The sequence below is a fragment of the Flavobacterium piscisymbiosum genome (genome assembly GCF_020905295.1).
Lineage (GTDB): Bacteria > Bacteroidota > Bacteroidia > Flavobacteriales > Flavobacteriaceae > Flavobacterium > Flavobacterium piscisymbiosum.
On sequence record NZ_JAJJMM010000001.1, the window covers coordinates 2192874 to 2212738 of the forward strand.

Genomic DNA, 19865 nt, shown 5'->3' on the forward strand with positions numbered 1-19865 from the left:
ATGAACTTATATAACTTATATGGCGAAAAAATTATTTTAGTGCGCTCAAATCACTTTCTGTTTTTAATTCTTGCGGTGTTTCGTTTTGTAAAAACAAACGCGCCGATAAATTTCCTTTCAAAGTGATTTTATTGCCTTTCACCTCAAGCCAGCTTCCTTCTCTTAAACCTAAAACAGGAATAGCGTTAAAGGCATGAAATTCTTTAATTCTTGTTTCGCGTGTTTCTCCCATATGTTTAGATTGAGTATCAGGATCTAAATAATGCGGATTTAAGTTAAATGGAATTAATCCCAATGTCTGAAAACTTGGCGGGTAAATGATAGGCATATCATTGGTAGTTTGCATCGATAAACTGCAAATGTTCGATCCGGCACTGGTTCCTAAATATGGGGTTCCGTTTTTTACTGTTTCTGCTAAAATTTGCATAACATTGTGTTTGTACAATTGTGTAACGAGTAAAAAAGTATTCCCTCCGCCGGTAAATATTCCTTTGGCATTTTTTATTGCGTCTCCGGCATCTTCAAATTCATGAATTCCCTTTACGGAAATATTTATTGATGCAAAAGCCTCTGAAACTTTGCGGGTATAATCTTCATGCGAAATTCCACTAGGACGGGCATAAGGTATAAATAAAATGCTTTTACAATCTTTAAAATGCGATTGTAAAGTAGGAAGTAGGTACTCTAAATAGCTGCCTTCGTGAAGAGTAGAAGTGCTGGCAATAATAATGCTTTTCATAAAATTTAAACTCAAATTGTTTAGGTTAAAGATATTAAAAAGTCTCTTTTTACTGGTGGTAAACAAACTTTAATTAACATATTTTTACCATGTCCTTAATACTAAATTTGCAATACATTAAGATATTTTTACAGCTTTAAGAAAATCTCTAAATTTTTGTCATTTTGATTCATAAGGCGATATGTTTTTTGTTTGTTGTTATAGGGCAGGCTTCCTGGTGTCAGGTAGAGGATAGGGTCGTTTTAAACGGTCGCATTACTTCAAACAGTAATTACCTTGAAGGTGTTTATGTGGTCAATGCACAAACAGAGGCGATGTCTACAACAGATGAGTCAGGCGCTTTTTCGATTATGGCCAAAGCAGGTGATGAGATTGTTTTTTCCTCTATACAATTCAAGGAAAATAAAGTAATTCTAAAGCCGGAAGATTTCTCAGATATTAATTTTTCGGTAAAATTAAGTATGGTAATGCATCAATTGCAGGAAGTTGTTGTGAGAAATTATAGTGGAATTAATGCAGTTGCTTTGGGAATTATTCCCGGAAACCAAAAATCTTATACAGAGGCAGAAAGAAAATTACATACTGCGACAGCATTAAACGCTACTGCAAATGCAGGAACTATGGCTGGCGGGTCGGTTTCTGCAGATCCTTTGCTGAATTTTTTATCAGGACGTACAGCAATGCTTAAAAAAGAAGTAATAGTGGAGAAAAAAGAATTTTTCCTGAAACTGTTAGAGCGTATGTTTACATTGGATCATTTTATTGATCGATTGAAAATTCCTGCACAATATGTAAAAGGTTTTGAATATTATGCAGTCGATAATGATAAATTCACTGTAATTTTGAACTCTAAAAATAGAACATCGACAGAGTTCTTGTTGGGAGAATTAGCTGTAAAATATAAAGAAATAATTGAGCGTGAGAATAAATAGCATTTTACAAATAATCCTTTTTTTATTGACAGTTCAGATTGGTTTTGGTCAAAACAACACTTCAAAAGAAATTACCGGACAAATATTTGAGCAATCGTCGAATGTCGAAGGCGTAAATATTATTAATAATACAACGCAGGTTACGGCTGTTTCAAATGCAGCGGGTATATTTTCTATCGTAGTAAAAGAAGGAGATGTTCTGGTTTTTTCGGCGGTTAATTTAGAGCCTTTTAAACGAAGAATTACAGTTCAGGACCTAAATTCGGATTCGATTGTAATCAAAATGGCAGCTAAGGAAATAGAATTGAAAGAAGTAATTGTAAATGATAATGGAGGAATTACTGCAGAAAATTTAGGTGTGATTCCGTACGGACAAAAAAAATATACTCCTGCTGAAAGAAAAGTGTATACGGCAAATTCAACTCCTGGAGATAAGTTACTTAACGCAATTTCCGGTCGAACCGCAATGCTTAAAAAAGAGGTGAATGTTGAGAAAAAAGAGATGCTTTTCAGGAAAATTGAATACCTTTTTGATGAGAATTATTATACAGAAAGATTAAAAATTCCGGTGGCAGATATTAAAGGATTTCAATTATATTGTGTAGATGATCCTGAATTTGCCGTATCTTTGGATACTAAGAACAAAACGATGAGTATGTTTTTAATAACAGATTTAGCAAGAAAATATCTAATAATTCTCGAAAATGAAAAATAAACTAGGAATACTCGTTGTGTGCTTATTTTGCCAGATTGCGCTGGGACAAAATAATTCAAGGAAGCCACTACATGGACAAGTTGTGAATGATTCTATAACTCTTGAAAGTGGTTATGTAATGAACTTAAATGCCAATATAAGAACCTTTATTAGTTCAAATGGTTTATTTGATATTATGGCAAAGCCAAAAGATACTTTATTGATCACAAGTATGGCTTTTCAATCTAAAAAAATTGTTTTAACAGAAAAAAATTGCGCCGACAGACTTTTTCTGGTACAGATGGATCTGGTAAGTAATCAGTTAAAAGAGGTTGTGGTTCATAAAGACTTAAAAGTAAAAGCATTTGATAAAAATAGTCAGGCTATAGTAGATACTAAATTTGTTGATGATCAGCAATCGTCTCCTAAAAACAAATTTATCTACGATGGTACGATCGAAAATGGAGTCGATTTTGTGCGAATATTTAAAGATGCAAAAAAATTAATGAAAAAGAAAGATGTTGATGTAGTGCCGGAAGAAGAAGCCAGTGATTTTGCTTTTACGATGTATGCAAAAGCTAATTTTACTCCTGATTTTTATACGGATACACTAAAACTAAAAAAAGAAGAAGTAGACATCTTTTTATTGTTTTGTGCTGTTGATCCGGAATCAAAAAAACATTTAAAACAAGAAGAAAAGTTTGAATTAATGGATTTTCTGATTACTAAAAGTCAGGAATTCAAAAAAGTGAATGTTGCCGGGAAATGAAAAAAAGATTAACCTATTCTTTATTGGTAATACTGTTTTTATCGCTTACAGCGTTTTCATTCCATAAATTTTATATGGGAGTTTTTCAGGTCAATTATGCGGCCGAAAAGAAAATGATTCAAATTACTTCCCGAATTTTTATTGATGATCTGAATAATGGGATGGAAAAAAAATACCATCAAAAAACATTCGTTGGTACTGATAAGGAAACCCAGGCTGATATTGATTTATTAAAAAAATATCTTTCTGAAAATTTTACTATAAAAATAAACGGTCAGTCAAAACCCATTACTTTTTTGTCTAAAGAAGTAGAGGCAAACGATGTTTTGGTTTGTTATTCCAGAATAAAAGACATTAATACATTCAAAACAATCGAAATTTCGAACACTATTTTAGTCGATTGGAATGCCGAACAGCAGAACATTACACATATTTCAGCGTTTGGTACTAAAAAGAGTGTTCTTTTTACAGAATCGTCAAGGAAAGAATTGTTAAAGTACTAAATGATACTTAAAATTATTATTTTAATTGTTATTTTCACACCCTGATAAAATTACCATTAAAAATTTATGAAAAAACTTTCATTATTATTGATTTTTCCTGCAATCTTAATCGCTCAGGAAAAAACAGTTACTCCCAAACAACAAGGAAAGTACGATACGAACAAATTCAGCCAGATGTATGATTTGTTGGCAACACCTAATATGTTTCGTACAGCGTCCGGAGCTCCGGGACCAGCTTATTATCAGCAACAGGCAGATTATAAAATTGATATTGAATTAGACGATAAAAATTCAAAAATAAACGGTTCTGAGGTTATTACGTATTCCAACAATTCACCGGATAGTTTAGAGTATTTATGGATTCAGTTAGATCAGAATCAGGCAAAAGCAAAAAGTCAGACCTCTTTGGCCGAAAGCGAAAAAATTAATCAGGTTTTTCCACTTGAAGGTTTTTCGAGCAAATATTTAAAGAAAGATCTTGAACGCGGTTTTAATATCGAATCTGTAAAAGATTCAAAAGGAAGCCCAATGTCATATACGATCAACGAAACAATGATGCGTATTAATCTTGTTACGCCTTTAAAGCCAGGGGAGAAAATTTCGATGGCTATAAAATGGTGGTACAATGTAAATAATTACAGAAAAGAAGGCGGACGTTCAGGTTATGAATTCTTCGAGAAAGACGGAAACAAATTATACGTAATTGCACAGTTTTATCCAAGAATGGCCGTTTACAATGATGTAGAAGGATGGCAGAATATGCAGTTCTGGGGAAGTGGAGAGTTTGCTTTGCCTTTTGGAAATTTTGATGTAAACATTACAGTTCCTGCAGATCACGTAATAGATGCTACAGGAGAATTAATCAACAGAAGCGAAGTTTTTACACCAGAACAGGTAAAACGTTACGAACAAGCACAAAAATCATTTGATAAACCTGTCGTAATTGTAACGCAGGCAGAAGCTGAAGCAGCAGAAAAAGGTTTCTCTGAAAAGAAAAAAACATGGAAATTTAGTGCAAAAAATGTACGTGATTTTGGTATTGCATCTTCAAGAAAATTTATTTACGATGCAATGGCGGTAAAGATTGGTAACAAAGTGGTTATGGCCGAATCTCTTTATCCAAAAGAAGCAAATCCGCTTTGGGGAGAAACTTCAACAATGGTTGTGGCACATACTTTAAAAAGCTATTCATCACACACATTCGATTATCCTTATCCAAAAGCAGTATCAGTTTCTGCAGAAGATCAAGGTATGGAATACCCAATGATTTGTTGGAATTTTGGTCGTCCTGACGAAAACGGAGTGACCAGTAAAGAAGTTAAAAACGGAATGATTGGTGTGGTAATTCATGAAGTAGGACATACTTTTTTCCCGATGATTGTAAACTCTGATGAGCGTCAATGGAGCTGGATGGATGAAGGTTTGAATTCATTTTTAGAATATTTGGCAGAGCAGGAATTAGATCCTAATTTCCCGTCAAGACGTGGTCCTGCAAAGAACATTGTGCCTTACATGAGTGGTGATCAAAAGTTTTTAGAACCTATTATGTCTAATTCTGAGACCATTCATCAATTTGGAAATAATGCTTACGGAAAACCGGCTACAGGTCTTAATATTTTAAGAGAAGTAGTTATGGGACGAGAACTGTTTGATTATGCTTTTAAAACATACGCAAACAGATGGAAGTTCAAACACCCAACCCCTGAAGATTTCTTCAGAACTATGGAAGATGCTTCTGCCGTAGATTTAGATTGGTTTTTTAGAGGATGGTTTTACTCCACAGATTTCGTAGATATCGGTATCAAAGATGTAAAACAATATTATGTTTCTGAAACTCCAACAGCCGATCTTAAAGATGTAAAAGTTAGAAAAGGACGCTTTGGTTTCGAAAAAGGGCCATTTGTTTACTTAGTAGCAGGAGATAATGCAGAGGTAAATAATTCAAGCAAAAAAGCCTTAAAAGTAGAAGATGTAAAATCCTTGGCTGATTACGTAAGTCAAACCTTTACAGCTCAGGAAAAAGCAGAACTTAAATCGCCTAAGTATTTCTATGAAGTAGAATTCAACAAACCAGGCGGAATGATTATGCCAATCCTGGTTGAGATTACTTACGAAGACGGAACAAAAGATAATTACCAGTATCCGGCTCAAATCTGGAGAAAAAGTAATGATACCGCAAAGAAAGTGTATGCAACTTCAAAAGCGATAAAAAGCATTCAGATAGATCCAAAATTAATGACAGCTGATATTGATGTGACCAATAATTCCTGGCCAAAAGTAGAAGTAAAGTCTAAATTTGATTAATAATAAGACTAAAAGACTCTGAAAAGAGTCTTTTTTTTTTAAGTAAATTTTAAAACTCGCAGCTACAAAATTTAATATCTTTGTGGCACACTAAAATAAAAGATATGTTTGGTATAGGAGGAGGAGAACTAGTTTTTATACTGTTTATAGTACTAATGCTTTTTGGTTCAGACAAAGTGCCCGAAATTGCCCGTACAATGGGTAAAGCGATGGCGCAGCTAAAAAATGCAACCAATGATATTAAAAGTGAAATTCAAAAAGGAGCTGAGGCCAATGGTCTTGATCAGAACGCCTTAAATAGTATCACAGGCAATATCAATGCTCAGATTAACGATGCTAAAACAAATCTATTAGGAGACAGTACAAATTTAACTTCAAACATGTTAGGTGATACGGCCACAGAAATAGATAAAGTAAAAGAAGATATCGATTCTATCTCAGGACCTGTAAAACGCCAATTATAATGCTCGAAAGAATAAAAGAATTAGATATCAATTTGTTGGTATATCTTAACGGTTTAGGATCTGAAACATTCGATAAATTTTGGCTGATTATTACCAATCAGTTAAATTGGACACCGCTTTTTTTATTAATGTTTTATTTCATCTATAAAAAAATAGGGGGAAAACAAACCTTGTATTTGCTGCTTTTTATAGCAATTTTGATCACTTTTACAGATCAGACAACCAATTTGTTCAAACATACTTTCCAGCGTTTGCGTCCTTGTAATAACCCTGATATCAATTCGATTATACGCGTTGTTCAGGTGCGTAAATCCTATAGCTTTTTCTCAGGACATGCCGCCAATACAATGGCAGTAGCTACGTTTTTATTTTTGGTACTAAAACGTCATTTCAAATATTTAGGATTCTTGTTTTTATGGCCCTTAATTTTCGCTTATAGCCGCATTTATTTAGGATTGCACTATCCTGGAGATATCCTGACAGGTTATTTCTTCGGGGCACTTTTTGGGTTCTTGATTTATTTAGTATATCGAAAACTAAAACCACAATATTTTCCGGGATAATTTTTTTAGGAGCTATTCCAGCTATCCGTTTCAATTTTTTATGCCGAACCCCGGCATAAAAGGATTTCCTCCCGAAGCCTCGGGACTATCTGGGCTAGGGCACTCATTTTCAAAAGAAATTTAATTCAGAAGAATAGTCTTTTCGCTCCATTCCAGACCTTCAGGAAGTTGTTGTTTGCTCAATTCAATATGAATAACCCTTCTTCTTTCGTTATTGGTAGTTTTGTTTGAGGCGTGAAATAATAAAGGTTTCATAATCATAATGCCACCTTTTTCTACTTCACACATGGTTTCTTTTTCTTTCTCGAAATCCATGTTTTCAATTCTCAAAATTCCTTTAGAATGAGAGTTATTGATCACCTTTAGTGCGCCATTATCTTTCGTTGTTTTATCAAGATGAATCCTTATTGTAAAATTATCTTCTAAAATTTCTTTAGGAGGCTGAACAGCAAACTGGTTTTGTTTTACGGTCCAGTTTTCAAAATTTGCAGCCTCAATTTTTTTATTGACTGAAATGGTTAAATCCTGATGATATGCCACAAACCAATTCGATTTTTCGGGCTTATCAAAATAAATTGATTTGGTTATAAAATAGCCGCTTCCAAAATTAGATTCGATAATTTCTTTCAGATTTTCATTAAAAATAAAATCTAAAGTTTCCGGAACTTCTTTATGAAATTGTCTGATAGCGAATAAATCCTGAGATTTTCTAAAAGTAGCATTCTCAGAATCATTTTCGGTTACATCTTCAATTAATGAAATCAATTTTTCGATTTCGTTCTCAGAATAAATATCATTAATAATTGCAAAACCTTCGGAATTTATTTCGGCAATATGTTTCATCATTCATTTATTTTTTGTGAATAGACTCCTGCTTTAGCTGGAGTATATTATGTACGAAAAAAGAATAGGGCTTTAGCCAAAAGACTTAGTAGTTGGTTTCGGCTAAAGCCATAGTCTTTGTCTAAAATTTGAACCTCCAGCTAAAGCAGGAGGCTATTGAGATTTAGAGAATTAAAAAACTCAGCAGCTTAGCATCTCAGAAACTTAGTACCTTTTCTAAAGCACCCTACTAACCGTCAACCCATCACGAATGGGCAATAAAACGGTCTCTACTCTTGGATCGTTTTTCAAAAGCAAGTTATATTCTAAAAGTACTTTTGTGCTAACATCATTAGGGTGAACAGGTTCCAGGATTTTCCCGCTCCATAAAACATTATCAGATAAAATGATTCCGCCCTTATTCATTTTCGGAACAATCATTTCCCAGTAATTCAGGTAATTTTCTTTATCGGCATCAATAAAAACCAAATCAAACTTTACATCAAGATCCGGAATGATATCTACCGCTTCTCCCAAATGCTGAAAAATTTGTTTTCCCCAAGGCGATGCATCAAAATATTTGCGCTGAAAATCGACCAGTTCTTCTTTAATGTCAATAGTATGTAATTGTCCGTTTTCCTGCATTCCTTCGCACAAACACAAAGCAGCATAACCGGTATAAGTACCAATTTCAAGAATATTTACCGGACGTATCAATTTAGATAACATACTTAATACACGACCCTGAAAATGTCCGCTTAACATTCTTGGTAAAAGTATTTTCTGGTAGGTTTCTTTATTAAGTTTTGCTAGTAATTCTGGTTCGTTTTCAGAATGTTGTTCGATATAATCTTCTAGTTCTTGTGATATAAAATGCATGTTGTAGTCTTGTATGTTTAAAGAGCAAAAATACAAAAAATATCCCTTCACTTTTTTGCATAAAAAAACCATCCGCATTGGCGGATGGTCCTGATTTTTAAATTCAAACGAAACTATTTTTTCAAAGCTTCATTTACATCTTTAGCAGTTTTTACAGTTCCGTCTTTGGCTGCTTTTGCAGCTGCTTCGGTTTTTGCAGCTGCTTTTTGAGAAGCCTCTTTTACATCTGCAGCAGTTTTTTTAGCAGCGTTTTCTACATCATTAGCTGTTTTTTTAGTAGCATCTTTTACATCCTGAACGGCATTTTGAGAAGCCTCTTTAGCACTTGCAGCAGCATTTTCTGCTTTGATCACCGCACTGTCTTTTACTTCTTGAATATCTGTTGTTAAAGTGTCAACTTTGTTTCCAAGAGTCAATTCATCTTCTGCTGGTTTTTCCTTCTTTTCGCAAGATTGAACAGCGAATGCTAATAAAGCGACAACAGCTAAGCTTAAAATTTGTTTTTTCATAATGAATAATTTTTTTTAGGTTGATAAAATTTAAAGGTTATAAAGCTGAAAAATAAAGATACACATTTAAAATGACTGAGCTCTTTGTAAGATTATTTTCCTTTTGACGCTAAGACAATTCTCGTGCCAAATATTAAGATCAAAAAAAAATACCACAATTTTTTTTAAATAAAAAAGGTATCTCGCCACAAGATACCTTTAAAAAAAAAACAAATTAGACATGAAAACAATTTAAAGAGAAATTATAGATTAGATTTTTAGTTTTTATATAAACTAAAGTTAACTACGATTTCATCTCTAACTTTTATTAATCCCGCCATTTTTACGGGAGGTTCTAACTCAATATCAGAAAAGTTTAAGTTAAGTGATCCTTCAACTTTCTTATCAGAGCTGTATAATATAAAATCTTTGTATTTAAGTGTTTTGTTTGTGATCAAAAAAGTAAGGTTACATTTGTAATTTTTACCAAACTGTTTTACATCAGTGATCGTTACAGTACTGTTAGGAAACGTTTTTACTTTTACGGTTCCTTGTAAATCTTTGGTCATGATTTTGTTTCCACAATCAAAATCCGACATTTTAATTTCAGTATTGAAATTATTTTTTTTGTTAGAATTCAAAAAGAGAGTGTCTTTTTTTGAAAACGTATTCGAACAATTGTATTTGCCAACTGTAGATACTCCGGTGATTTCTATTTTAATTTTATTTATTACCAGCGTTGTATCTTCTGCTAAAAAAGTGGGTTTAGCACTTCCGAAGAAAGCGAAAATCGCTAAACCCATAATTAAGATTGAAAATCTTGTTTTCATTTTTTTTAGAATGAAATTGTAGCTTCAAACATTAGTCCTTCAAATTTTCCTCCGTAGAAATCATTTGGCATTGATACGCCACCTACGTTTCCAAATTGTTGGTAATTTTTGTAATTCTGTTGCACGTATGAAAGTTTTGCCAGAATGTTTTTAGTCATAAACCAACCTGCAGCAGCTTCAAATCTATTTACCTGAACCGCTTCAGCATCAGAGTTTCTTAGTTTACCATCTACTAAGTTGTATCTTGCACCCACATATAAATTTTCGTGGCTTCCAAAACGATATACCAAATCTCCAACATATTGATTGACTTTACGAGTATCATCTGTTCCTTTGTAATCACCTCCAGAGGCAAATTCTAAAGTACCAAAGAATTCAAATCCTTTATATTTTACAAACGGGTTGATCATGTATGATGTAGCCCAGTTTCCAAACCCAGGATTAAATCTACCGGTGTCTTTATTACTTTCAGAATCTAAAATATTTGAACTTGGGTAACCAATTGTTCCTGAATGTGTCATGACGCTATAAAAACGGCTTCCTGCTCTGTCTGAAGAATATAAGTTTCCACTAGAATTTGCTGTATGATAGTAAGATCCGGTAAGTCTAATTCTTAAATCGCTATCAATTTGTTTGTCCCAACCTAGTTTAGCCAAAATCGTAGGGCTAATAGTTGTGTTTTGATCTGGAGTAACAGCAGTAGTAGGTCCTGGAATAACTTCTTGTACGTTTTGATTTAATTTAGAGTTTGTTGCTCCAATCATACTTATAAAACCGTTTCTGTTATAGTATATTTCAGCTCCCATTTCAGTGGTAAAAGCGTCCATGATATTGTTTCCAATAAAAGGGTTTGTTATAGTATAAGCATTGTTACTTCTTCTAAAATGTGCATCACCGTAGTTGTTTTCCATTTGACCAATTTTGATGGTCGTATATTTCATAACGTCTTCAAGTAAACCTTTTTTAATGAAGTCTAATTTGTCAATTTGCAGATATCCACCTTGTACCCAAGTTTCATGATGGTGTCTAGAGGCAAGATATATATCTAAGTTTACACGTACTCCATCTGCTAATTGTGCTCCAATCGTCATGTTAGCATTAGGTAAATTAAAATCGTTTGTTAGGTTGTTTAATCTGTATCCTGCATTTGGTGTTCCGGTATAATCTCCGTGATCGTTGAACGAGTTTATGGCTTGAAATTGTAATGCAAATGCACCACCTAAGTCTACACTGATGCCTTTGTAAGCAGTGGTATCTTTTCTAACGTCGAACACATTGATAGCTCTTTGGTCACGAGGAACCTGGTTCTGCATATTTCCAAAGCTAAGTTTTTGTGCATTAGCAGCAAATGTGCTCGCTAGTACTATAAATAATAGATAGATTTTTTTCATGGCGTTTATAAATTAAAGGTTAAATTAAATTTTAGTGTTAAATCCTGTCCGGTTTTAATAGTACCTAACATTGCTGTTGGAGACTTCATTCCAAACTCACTAAAAGTGATTTTGTTTGTTCCCTGCATATTTAGACCGTTTTGCGTAACAGTTGTTTTTACCGTTGTTTTAAGCAATTTGCTAACTCCTGCAATGGTATAAGTTCCTGTTAGTTCCCAAGTAGTTTCATTTACTTTTTCTGCAGATTTCAAAACATATTTAATGTTTTTGTTTTTATCCGTTTTCAAAGTTTCATAAGCTACTTTGTCCATACTTTTTTTCTCACTTTTTACACTTTCTGCTGCAAGAGTTATCGATAAAGATTCTATCTCCGTTAGCTTAGAATTTGCAATCGTTAGATTCGCAGTTCCTGTTCCTGATGCTGATTTCATTTCCCAGTCATGTAAGGTTGATGTTCCGGCAACTGAAAATGTAGATTTACTGTCTAATGTGTAACTTTTTTGAGCAGTTGCAAGTGTGGTTATTCCTAAAAAGGAAATCACCAATGCTAATAATTTTATTCTTGTTGTTTTCATAATGTTTGTTATTTGAAATATTATATTTCGGGGGTTAATTTTATTTTTAGTGCTTATAATTCTTTAACTTGTATCAAATGTAGAGTCATATTTAAGTTAATATTATGATAAATATCATTGTTAAAATTTTATTAAAAACGTATTTAATAACTACAACGTTTTCTTTTTATTGATGCATTCTTAAATTGAAAGGTTTATTTTATCAAATTCATATTTTGTAAGGTTTTTAGCTGTATTCGAAAATGAGCAATTGTGAGTTTCTGAAAAAATAGTTTTGCCAGATTTTCTAAATTGTATTAGCTTAAAATGATATTGAAGATTACCGTTAAGTCTTTTCCTGTTTTAACAACCCCAAGAGCAGCCTTTGGAGGTGTCATTTCAAAATCGCCAAAAGTAATTTGATTAGATCCCTGTAAAGTAAAAGTGCCGTTATCAGCAGTCACTCTAACCTGAGTTTGGTACTCTTTACTCACACCGGCAATAGTATAAATTCCGGTTAGATTCCAGGTTGTTTCGTTTATTTTCTCGGCAGATTTTAAGACGTATTCGATAGTTTGATTTGTCTCTGTATTTAAGGCTTCGTAGGCCACCTTATCCATACTTGTTTTACTGCTTTTTAGGCTTTCGGCCAGTAAGGTGATAGTCAGGCTATTTAAGCCTGCGAGTTTAGAATCCTTAACTGTTAGATTAGCAGAACCGGTTCCTTCTGTAGATTTCATTACCCAATCGTGTACGGTAGAAGTTCCGGCAACTTCAAAAGTTGATTTATTTACTGTGTAGTTTTTTTGGGCATTTGTGTGTAGTGACAATGTGATAAATAACATTGTCAATAAAATTGATTTTAGGGATGTAGTTGTTTTCATTTGATGATGCATTGGGTTATCATTCAAGTATGGAATTTTAATTTGTTAGTCTTGTTACAGACTAATAAGTGGTATTATTTCTTGGATCAAAAGTATTGTGCATACGTAGAAGAGGACATGATAAAAATCATTGTTAAAATTTTATTAAAATCTTATTTATTGCTATAACGTTTTCATTTTGTTTTTTAGGAAATAAAAACTTACAATAAGCGTAGAATCTTAGGCTATTTAAAATGATATTTTTTTGAGAATGAATCATTTTTTAAGATTGTGGTGTACTTTATACCATTAGAAATGAACAAATACTTAAATTTGCACCATGCAAATTGAGAAAAAAGACATACGAGCCTTATCAAAAGATCAGTTACGCGATTTTTTTGTCGCTAATAATGACAAAGCTTTTCGCGGAAATCAGGTCTATGAATGGTTATGGAGCAAAGGAGCACATAGTTTTGAGGATATGACAAACGTTGCAAAAACAACGCGTTCTATGCTCGAAGATAATTTTGTTATTAATCATATTAAGGTTGATACCATGCAGCGCAGCAGCGACGGAACCGTAAAAAACGCAGTTCGTTTACATGACGGTCTTGTGGTTGAATCTGTTTTGATCCCGACTGATACAAGAACAACAGCTTGCGTTTCAAGTCAGGTAGGTTGTAGTTTAGATTGTAATTTTTGTGCTACTGCACGTTTAAAAAGAATGCGAAATCTGGAAGCCGGAGAAATCTACGATCAGGTGATTGCAATTGATAAAGAAAGCCGTTTGTATCACAATCATCCGCTTTCAAATATCGTTTTTATGGGAATGGGAGAACCTTTAATGAATTATAACAATGTCATTAAAGCGATCGATATGATTACCTCGCCGGAAGGTTTAGGAATGTCGCCAAAACGTATTATGGTTTCGACATCAGGAATTCCGAAAATGATCAAGAAAATGGCCGATGATGATGTAAAATTCAAATTGGCGGTTTCATTGCATTCTGCGATTGATGAAATTCGTGCGCGAATTATGCCTTTTAGTAAAAACTTCCCGCTGGCAGATTTAAGAGAAGCATTAGAATATTGGTACAGAAAAACCAAAAATAAGATTTCATACGAATATGTAGTCTGGAAAGGAATCAATGATGATAAAGCTTCAATTGATGCTTTGGTAAAGTTTTGTAAATACGTTCCCTGCAAAGTAAACCTAATTGAATACAATCCAATAGATGATGGAGAATTCCAACAAGCATCCGAAGAATCTATTTTGGCTTACATAAAAGCATTAGAAAATATTGGAGTTGTGGTAAAAGTACGTCGCAGCCGCGGAAAAGATATTGATGCTGCTTGCGGACAATTAGCCAATAAAGAAGCAGAAATGTAATTCCATCAGGAATCATTCAACGTTAAACACTTTCCATAGGAAAATTTCATAAGTAAAGCATTAAAAACGAGATTGATTCTTGTTCTTAATGCTTTTTTTGGGCAAAAAGGATGCTGATTTTTTGGGACAATCTTTTTTGAAAATATATCGGTATTCAATTTTCTTTTAATTTGATGGATTCAAATTGGCAGGTAAATTGACAATGTTTTGGGTGCGTTTTCTTAATTATTCTATAAATTATTGATATACTAACCTAAAATACACAACGTTTTTTTATTTAAAATAGTATATTTGGGATCGAAATGAATATTACTTCTCAAATAAAACAGCCCATCTTTAACGAGATGGAACTTTTTGAAAAAAAGTTCCATGAATCGATGACTTCAAAGGTGGCTTTACTGAACCGTATTACCTATTATATAGTAAACCGAAAAGGAAAACAAATGCGTCCGATGTTTGTTTTTTTGACCGCAAAAATGGTTTCAGAAGGTACCGTAAACGAAAGAACCTACCGTGGTGCTTCTGTAATCGAACTTATTCATACCGCAACTTTGGTACACGATGATGTGGTAGATGACAGTAATCGTCGTCGTGGATTTTTCTCGATCAACGCCCTTTGGAAAAATAAAATTGCCGTTTTGGTGGGAGATTATTTATTGTCTAAAGGATTATTGCTTTCTATAGATAATGGCGATTTTGATTTACTAAGAATTATTTCGGTTGCCGTTCGTGAAATGAGCGAAGGAGAGTTACTGCAAATCGAAAAAGCAAGAAGACTCGATATTACAGAAGATGTTTACTACGAAATCATCCGAAAAAAGACCGCAACACTTATTGCAGCTTGTTGTGCTCTTGGAGCAAAATCTGTAATTGAGGATGATGCAAAGGTTGAAAACATGAGAAAATTTGGAGAGCTTATCGGAATGGCTTTTCAAATCAAAGATGACTTGTTCGATTATAGTGAGGAAGCTATTGGTAAACCAACCGGAATAGATATTAAAGAGCAAAAAATGACTTTGCCTTTGATTCATGTTTTAAATACCTGTACTCCACAGGAAAAAAAATGGGTAATAAATTCTATCAAAAACCATAATAAAGACAAAAAGCGCGTAAAAGAAGTAATTGCTTTTGTAAAGAATAATAATGGTTTGGCTTACGCCGAAAATAAAATGGTGCAATTTCAACAGGAAGCACTTTCATTATTAGAAAATTTCCCTGATTCTGAGTTCAAAGATGCCCTTACTTTAATGGTAAACTACGTAATCGAGAGAAAAAAATAATTTCATACTCTATTCTTAATATTTTTATTGTTAAATTGTACTTTAATTTAATAATGAAATATGATTATTTTACTCGTAATACTTTCACTGGTTGTTATTTTAGGTGGTTACCTGATAATACTTTACAATAGTTTTGTGTCTAAGCGTAATATGCTTCAGGAAGCATTAAGCGGGATCGATGTTATTCTAAAAAAGCGATTTGATTTAATTCCAAATTTGGTTGAAACAGTTAAAGGATATTTAACCCACGAAAAAGAAACACTTGCCAATATTGTAACTCTGCGTAATCAAGCCTTAAATGCTGGCAGTGCAGATGAAAAATTGCAATTCGACAAGAAACTGGGCAATGCCGTGGGAACTATTTTTGCCCTCGCAGAAAATTATCCCGATTTAAAAGCCAATACCAACTTTTTGAGTTTACAGGAAGAATTGAGCGAAATCGAAACCGAAGTAGAACGATCAAAACGATATTATAATGCAACTGTTAGAGATTACAATATTGCTGTAGAATCTTTTCCGGGTAATATTGTGGCTAATTCTTTTGGTTTTCCAAAGAAAAACTTCCTTGAAATAGAAGACGAAAAACAAAGAGAAACACCTAAAGTTCAGTTTTAATTGTATTATAATATGCTCCTAAAAAAAATATTCTTTGTTCTTTTTTCTATTGTTTTCTTTCAGGCCCAGGCTCAGGAAAGAATTTTAAATTTTGATGTAAAAATTAAAATAGAAAAATCAGGTAACATCAATGTAGTCGAAAATATTACCATAAATGCCGAAGGTAATGATTTTAGGCACGGACTTTTAAGGGTTTTGCCATTAAGCAGGCAAGATAAAGACGGCCATCAAATCGATGTGAAATACACTATAAACTCCATAAAAAAAGATGGTGTCAAGGAAAATTACTTCACAAAAGAAGAATCCGGTGACTGGAAAATCTATATAGGTAATAAAGACATCGATCTGGAACGTGGAATTTACGACTATCAAATTAGTTATACCGTTCCTTTTCAGGTAGGATATTTTGATAAATACGATGAACTGTATTGGAATGTAACCGGAAATGGATGGAACTTACCTATAGATAAAGCAACCTGCGAAATTTCTCTTCCGTCAGAAAATAATGTATTCGAAAATTTACACTGTTATACCGGTGCCGCAGGATCTAAAGCTTCAGATTGTATAAGTTCCTTAAATACCAATCGTACAATTGCCAGTTTTGCTACTATACAGCTTAATAACTACGAAGGCTTAACGGTTGCTGCATCATTTGCGAAAGGAATTGTTGATCCTCCTACTTTTTTGCAGGAAGCAAGCTCATTTTATAAGCAAATAAAAATAAATTTATGGTCTGTTATTTACGGAATAGGAATGTCACTTTTCTTCTTTTTTAGCTGGAAGAAATACGGTAAAGACCCCGTTAAGAAAACATTGATGCCTGAATTTATGCCGCCTTTCGATTGGTCTCCTGCGATTATTGGATATGTATACGACAGAAAAATTACGCGCAAAACCTATATGTCCTCTGTTATAAATGCTTCTGTAAAAGGTGCCATTAGAATTTTATCTACGGTTGAAAATGGAGTTTTTAAAAACAAACAAACCTATGAGATCGAAGTTTTAAATAATTTATCACAAAAATTAAGTACAGAAGAATCAGATATAGTAAGCGGTTTTACAAAAAAGGATAAAATAAAAGTATCCGACTCTAATTATAAAATTTTTGAAAAAGCCTATTCCAAATGGCTTAAAACGGTAACAAAACAAGTGAACCTGGAAGAGTTTTACCAAAACAATACCCAAAAGAAATGGCTTGGTTTTGCGATTTTTCTAATTGCAGGACTTGCTTATCAGTTGCTATCTAATAATAAAGGATATATTAATTATGGTTTTTATTTGGGACTAATTGTTGCAGTTTCAGGGCTGACTTATTGGTTTACAAAAAAAGAGATTGGTGTTGGTATGCTTGTTTTAAGAGGTGTTCTCGCTTTCTTTATTTTGCCAGCGGCGCTTTTCATATTTTTTGTGTCGATTGCTTTTTTAAGCACTATACAAATGGTTGTTATTGGCGTTGTTTTCCTAATGTATATTTTTTATGCAAGAACTTTAGGGAAGTTTACACAAAAAGGCGCTGACGCATTGCATAGATTAGAAGGTTTTAAACATTATATGCAAACGGCAGAGAAAGATAGAATGAATATGTTGAATCCTCCTGAACTGACTCCGCAATTGTTCGAAAAATTATTTCCGTATGCTATTGCATTGGGAGTCGAAATAGAGTGGGGAAAACAATTCGCAGAAATTTTAGAATTAGCCAAATATGATCCTGCGTGGTATCAGGGCCAAGATACGTTCTACATGCAACCTGCAATGTTCCTGTCCAGCTTTGGAAATTCTGTGAGCAGTGCAGCAGTTGATCCTAGTCCTCCTTCTTCATCATCATCAGGTTCTTCATCTAGTTCCAGCGGAAGCAGTGGAAGCTGGAGCAGCGGAAGTTCAGGTGGCGGAAGCTCCGGAGGCGGAGGTGGAGGCGGTGGAGGCGGTGGTTGGTAGAAATCAGAAACCAACAACCGTTTTAAAAAATATTGTATTGAGAAAACCTTGTATTATTTATAATAGTACAAGGTTTTTTTATTTTCGATTGGGTCTGATTTAGATTATCTTGCCTGAGTGAAGAAAATAATGAGATAATTAGAAAATTCGTTAATTAGATAGTTGATTGTAATATTTTGAAAATCAGTTTATTGTTTTTGTTGTTTTGGAATTTGGATTTTTTTTATTGAAATTTTTATACCACGTGCAACCATTTTAAAACTTAACTCGTCTATGCTAATAGAAGATCATTACTAAACCAAAAAAACAAAAGCTTATAAATGAAAATTATTCATTTACATCAGGAAGAAACCGAAATTATAAAGTTGGCTGTCGAAAATAATCGACAAGCACAACAGCAAATTTATAGTCGGTTTTCCTCGAAAATGCTAAGTGTTTGCCGACAGTATATAAAAGACATTCAACTGGCAGAAGATGTAATGATAACGGCTTTTATGAAAGTGTTTACCAATTTAAACAAATTCGAAAATAAAGGAAGTTTTGAAGGCTGGATTCGCCGAATCATGGTTAACGAATGTATATCGTATTTAAGAGTTCAGAAAAAAGTAAAATTTGTTGAAGATGAAATTTATGTCGAAGAAAGTTTTAATGCAACCGATAGTCAGTTTTCAATAGATCAGATTCAGTTTTTAATAGATGCTTTACCGGACGGATATAAAATGGTTTTCAATTTATACGCCATCGAAGGATACAAACACAATGAAATTGCAAAGATGTTAGGGATTAATGAGGGAACATCAAAATCGCAATTATCGCACGCCAGAAAGATGCTGCAAACACAGATTAATATTTTAAAAAAACAAGATAATGGAACCGAATAATTTTGAAAAGGATTTCCGTGAAAAACTAAACCAACGTAAAATTGAACCAAGCGACAAAGCCTGGGATCGATTAGATGCGATGCTTAGTGTTGCTGAAGAAAAGAAACAGCCTACAGTTGGACTTCGCTCACTACAAACTTCTAAAAAAAGATGGTTGTACATCGCCGCGAGTATTGTTGGTTTTTTATTAGTGGGAACATTCTTTTTTAATCAGGAAAAAAGTGTCGTTAAAACACCGGAAAACACTGTGGTTGTCAAAGAAAATTTAGAGAAAGATTCTGTTGTAAAGCCAGCTTTAAAGGTAATAAGTCCGGTAAAGACAGAAGTTGCAGTTTCAGAAAAAGCAACAAATCAGAATTTAGTAAAAGAAGAAAAAAATCGTAATGTAGAACCAATTAAAACCCTTAAAAACAAATCAAATCAAGTAGCGGAGTCTTCAATCATCATCAAAAACAATCAAGAAAAAAAATCTGTAAATAATCAATCATTAGCTGTTGAAACTTCTAAAAAAGAAACAGTAGATCAATTATTACAATCGGCCGAAAAAACTGTTGTAGCGGAGAATTCGGTAAAACCAAAATCAAAAGTAAAAATCAATGCTAATGATTTACTCCATCAGGTCGATGGCGAATTAGAGCTTTCGTTTAGAGAAAAAATGATTACAAAAGTCAATAAAAACTACCAAACGGTAAAAGTGGCTTTGGCGAATCGAAATCAACAAGAGTAAGAGATTATAGAATAAAGATTATAGAATAAAGAATACAGAGTATAGATTTAGTTCCGGAGGAACGATCCATATTGTAGTGTCGGGTTTTAACCCGATGGAGACAGAATAAAGAATACCGAGTATAGATTTTTAGTTCCGGAGGAACGATCCATATTGTAGCGTCGGGTTTTAACCCGATGGATACAGAATAAAGAATACAGAGTATAGATTTTTAGTTCTGGAGGAACGATCCATATTGTAGC

21 protein-coding genes are annotated in these 19865 nt (G+C 33.5%); 13 read left to right on the forward strand and 8 right to left on the reverse strand.

Annotation, left to right across the window (positions count from 1 at the left end):
* Window positions 1-31: 31 nt before the first annotated feature.
* Window positions 32-739 (reverse strand): dipeptidase PepE, encoded by a 708-nt coding sequence (gene pepE / locus LNP81_RS09715; protein ID WP_230035376.1) that lies wholly within the window; start codon window positions 737-739, stop codon window positions 32-34.
* A 164-nt stretch (window positions 740-903) separates the two neighbouring features.
* Between pepE and LNP81_RS09720 the strand changes: the two genes are divergently transcribed.
* From LNP81_RS09720 to LNP81_RS09750, 7 genes are all read left to right on the forward strand, one after another.
* Window positions 904-1671 (forward strand): carboxypeptidase-like regulatory domain-containing protein, encoded by a 768-nt coding sequence (locus LNP81_RS09720; protein ID WP_230035378.1) that lies wholly within the window; start codon window positions 904-906, stop codon window positions 1669-1671.
* A 25-nt stretch (window positions 1672-1696) separates the two neighbouring features.
* Complete coding sequence (locus tag LNP81_RS09725) at window positions 1697-2386, forward strand: carboxypeptidase-like regulatory domain-containing protein (protein ID WP_230035380.1); 690 nt, start codon at window positions 1697-1699, stop codon at window positions 2384-2386.
* Window positions 2376-3134, forward strand: coding sequence for a BamP family beta-barrel-assembly machinery protein (gene bamP / locus LNP81_RS09730; protein WP_230035381.1), 759 nt, complete (start codon window positions 2376-2378; stop codon window positions 3132-3134). The genes LNP81_RS09725 and bamP overlap by 11 nt, the downstream gene beginning before the upstream one ends.
* A complete protein-coding gene (locus tag LNP81_RS09735; RefSeq protein WP_230035382.1) occupies window positions 3131-3637 on the forward strand; it encodes a DUF6702 family protein in 507 nt (168 codons plus the stop codon). The genes bamP and LNP81_RS09735 overlap by 4 nt, the downstream gene beginning before the upstream one ends.
* A 66-nt stretch (window positions 3638-3703) precedes the next feature.
* Complete coding sequence (locus LNP81_RS09740) at window positions 3704-5941, forward strand: M1 family metallopeptidase (RefSeq protein ID WP_230035383.1); 2238 nt, start codon at window positions 3704-3706, stop codon at window positions 5939-5941.
* A gap of 104 nt (window positions 5942-6045) precedes the next feature.
* Entirely contained in the window at window positions 6046-6405 is a 360-nt protein-coding gene (locus LNP81_RS09745; protein WP_065452140.1) for a Sec-independent protein translocase subunit TatA/TatB, read from the forward strand.
* Window positions 6405-6968, forward strand: a complete 564-nt coding sequence (locus LNP81_RS09750) for a phosphatase PAP2 family protein (RefSeq protein WP_230035384.1) — start codon at window positions 6405-6407, stop codon at window positions 6966-6968. Before LNP81_RS09745 ends, LNP81_RS09750 begins: the two co-directional genes overlap by 1 nt.
* Window positions 6969-7088: 120 nt before the next feature.
* On the opposite strand, the gene LNP81_RS09755 is transcribed toward LNP81_RS09750, so the two are convergent.
* The 7 genes from LNP81_RS09755 to LNP81_RS09785 all read right to left on the reverse strand — a co-directional run bounded on the left by LNP81_RS09755 (window position 7089) and on the right by LNP81_RS09785 (window position 12816).
* Complete coding sequence (locus tag LNP81_RS09755; protein WP_428979516.1) at window positions 7089-7814, reverse strand: phytanoyl-CoA dioxygenase family protein; 726 nt, start codon at window positions 7812-7814, stop codon at window positions 7089-7091.
* Between the two features lie 213 nt (window positions 7815-8027).
* Entirely contained in the window at window positions 8028-8669 is a 642-nt protein-coding gene (locus LNP81_RS09760) for an O-methyltransferase (protein ID WP_121322807.1), read from the reverse strand.
* A gap of 113 nt (window positions 8670-8782) precedes the next feature.
* On the reverse strand, window positions 8783-9178 hold the full coding sequence (locus tag LNP81_RS09765; RefSeq protein ID WP_230035385.1) for a hypothetical protein: 396 nt from the start codon (window positions 9176-9178) through the stop codon (window positions 8783-8785).
* A 257-nt stretch (window positions 9179-9435) separates the two neighbouring features.
* On the reverse strand, window positions 9436-9987 hold the full coding sequence (locus LNP81_RS09770) for a hypothetical protein (RefSeq protein WP_230035386.1): 552 nt from the start codon (window positions 9985-9987) through the stop codon (window positions 9436-9438).
* 5 nt (window positions 9988-9992) lie between these two features.
* Entirely contained in the window at window positions 9993-11378 is a 1386-nt protein-coding gene (locus tag LNP81_RS09775; RefSeq protein ID WP_230035387.1) for a hypothetical protein, read from the reverse strand.
* Between the two features lie 5 nt (window positions 11379-11383).
* Window positions 11384-11953, reverse strand: a complete 570-nt coding sequence (locus LNP81_RS09780; RefSeq protein ID WP_230035388.1) for a YceI family protein — start codon at window positions 11951-11953, stop codon at window positions 11384-11386.
* A 296-nt stretch (window positions 11954-12249) separates the two neighbouring features.
* Entirely contained in the window at window positions 12250-12816 is a 567-nt protein-coding gene (locus LNP81_RS09785) for a YceI family protein (protein WP_230035389.1), read from the reverse strand.
* A gap of 319 nt (window positions 12817-13135) precedes the next feature.
* Here LNP81_RS09785 and rlmN point away from each other — a divergent pair, with 319 nt between their 5' ends.
* From rlmN to LNP81_RS09815, 6 genes are all read left to right on the forward strand, one after another.
* Window positions 13136-14185, forward strand: a complete 1050-nt coding sequence (gene rlmN, locus LNP81_RS09790; RefSeq protein ID WP_121322813.1) for a dual-specificity RNA methyltransferase RlmN — start codon at window positions 13136-13138, stop codon at window positions 14183-14185.
* Between the two features lie 302 nt (window positions 14186-14487).
* Entirely contained in the window at window positions 14488-15465 is a 978-nt protein-coding gene (locus LNP81_RS09795; RefSeq protein WP_230035390.1) for a polyprenyl synthetase family protein, read from the forward strand.
* 60 nt (window positions 15466-15525) lie between these two features.
* Window positions 15526-16080: a LemA family protein gene (locus LNP81_RS09800; RefSeq protein ID WP_230035391.1), complete on the forward strand. Its 555-nt coding sequence runs from the start codon at window positions 15526-15528 to the stop codon at window positions 16078-16080.
* Window positions 16081-16092: 12 nt separating this feature from the next.
* Complete coding sequence (locus LNP81_RS09805) at window positions 16093-18015, forward strand: DUF2207 domain-containing protein (RefSeq protein ID WP_230035392.1); 1923 nt, start codon at window positions 16093-16095, stop codon at window positions 18013-18015.
* Between the two features lie 320 nt (window positions 18016-18335).
* On the forward strand, window positions 18336-18896 hold the full coding sequence (locus LNP81_RS09810; protein WP_230035393.1) for an RNA polymerase sigma factor: 561 nt from the start codon (window positions 18336-18338) through the stop codon (window positions 18894-18896).
* Window positions 18883-19623 carry a hypothetical protein gene (locus LNP81_RS09815; RefSeq protein ID WP_230035394.1) on the forward strand — a complete coding sequence of 247 codons (741 nt, stop codon included), beginning with the start codon at window positions 18883-18885 and terminating at the stop codon, window positions 19621-19623. Before LNP81_RS09810 ends, LNP81_RS09815 begins: the two co-directional genes overlap by 14 nt.
* Window positions 19624-19865: the final 242 nt, after the last annotated feature.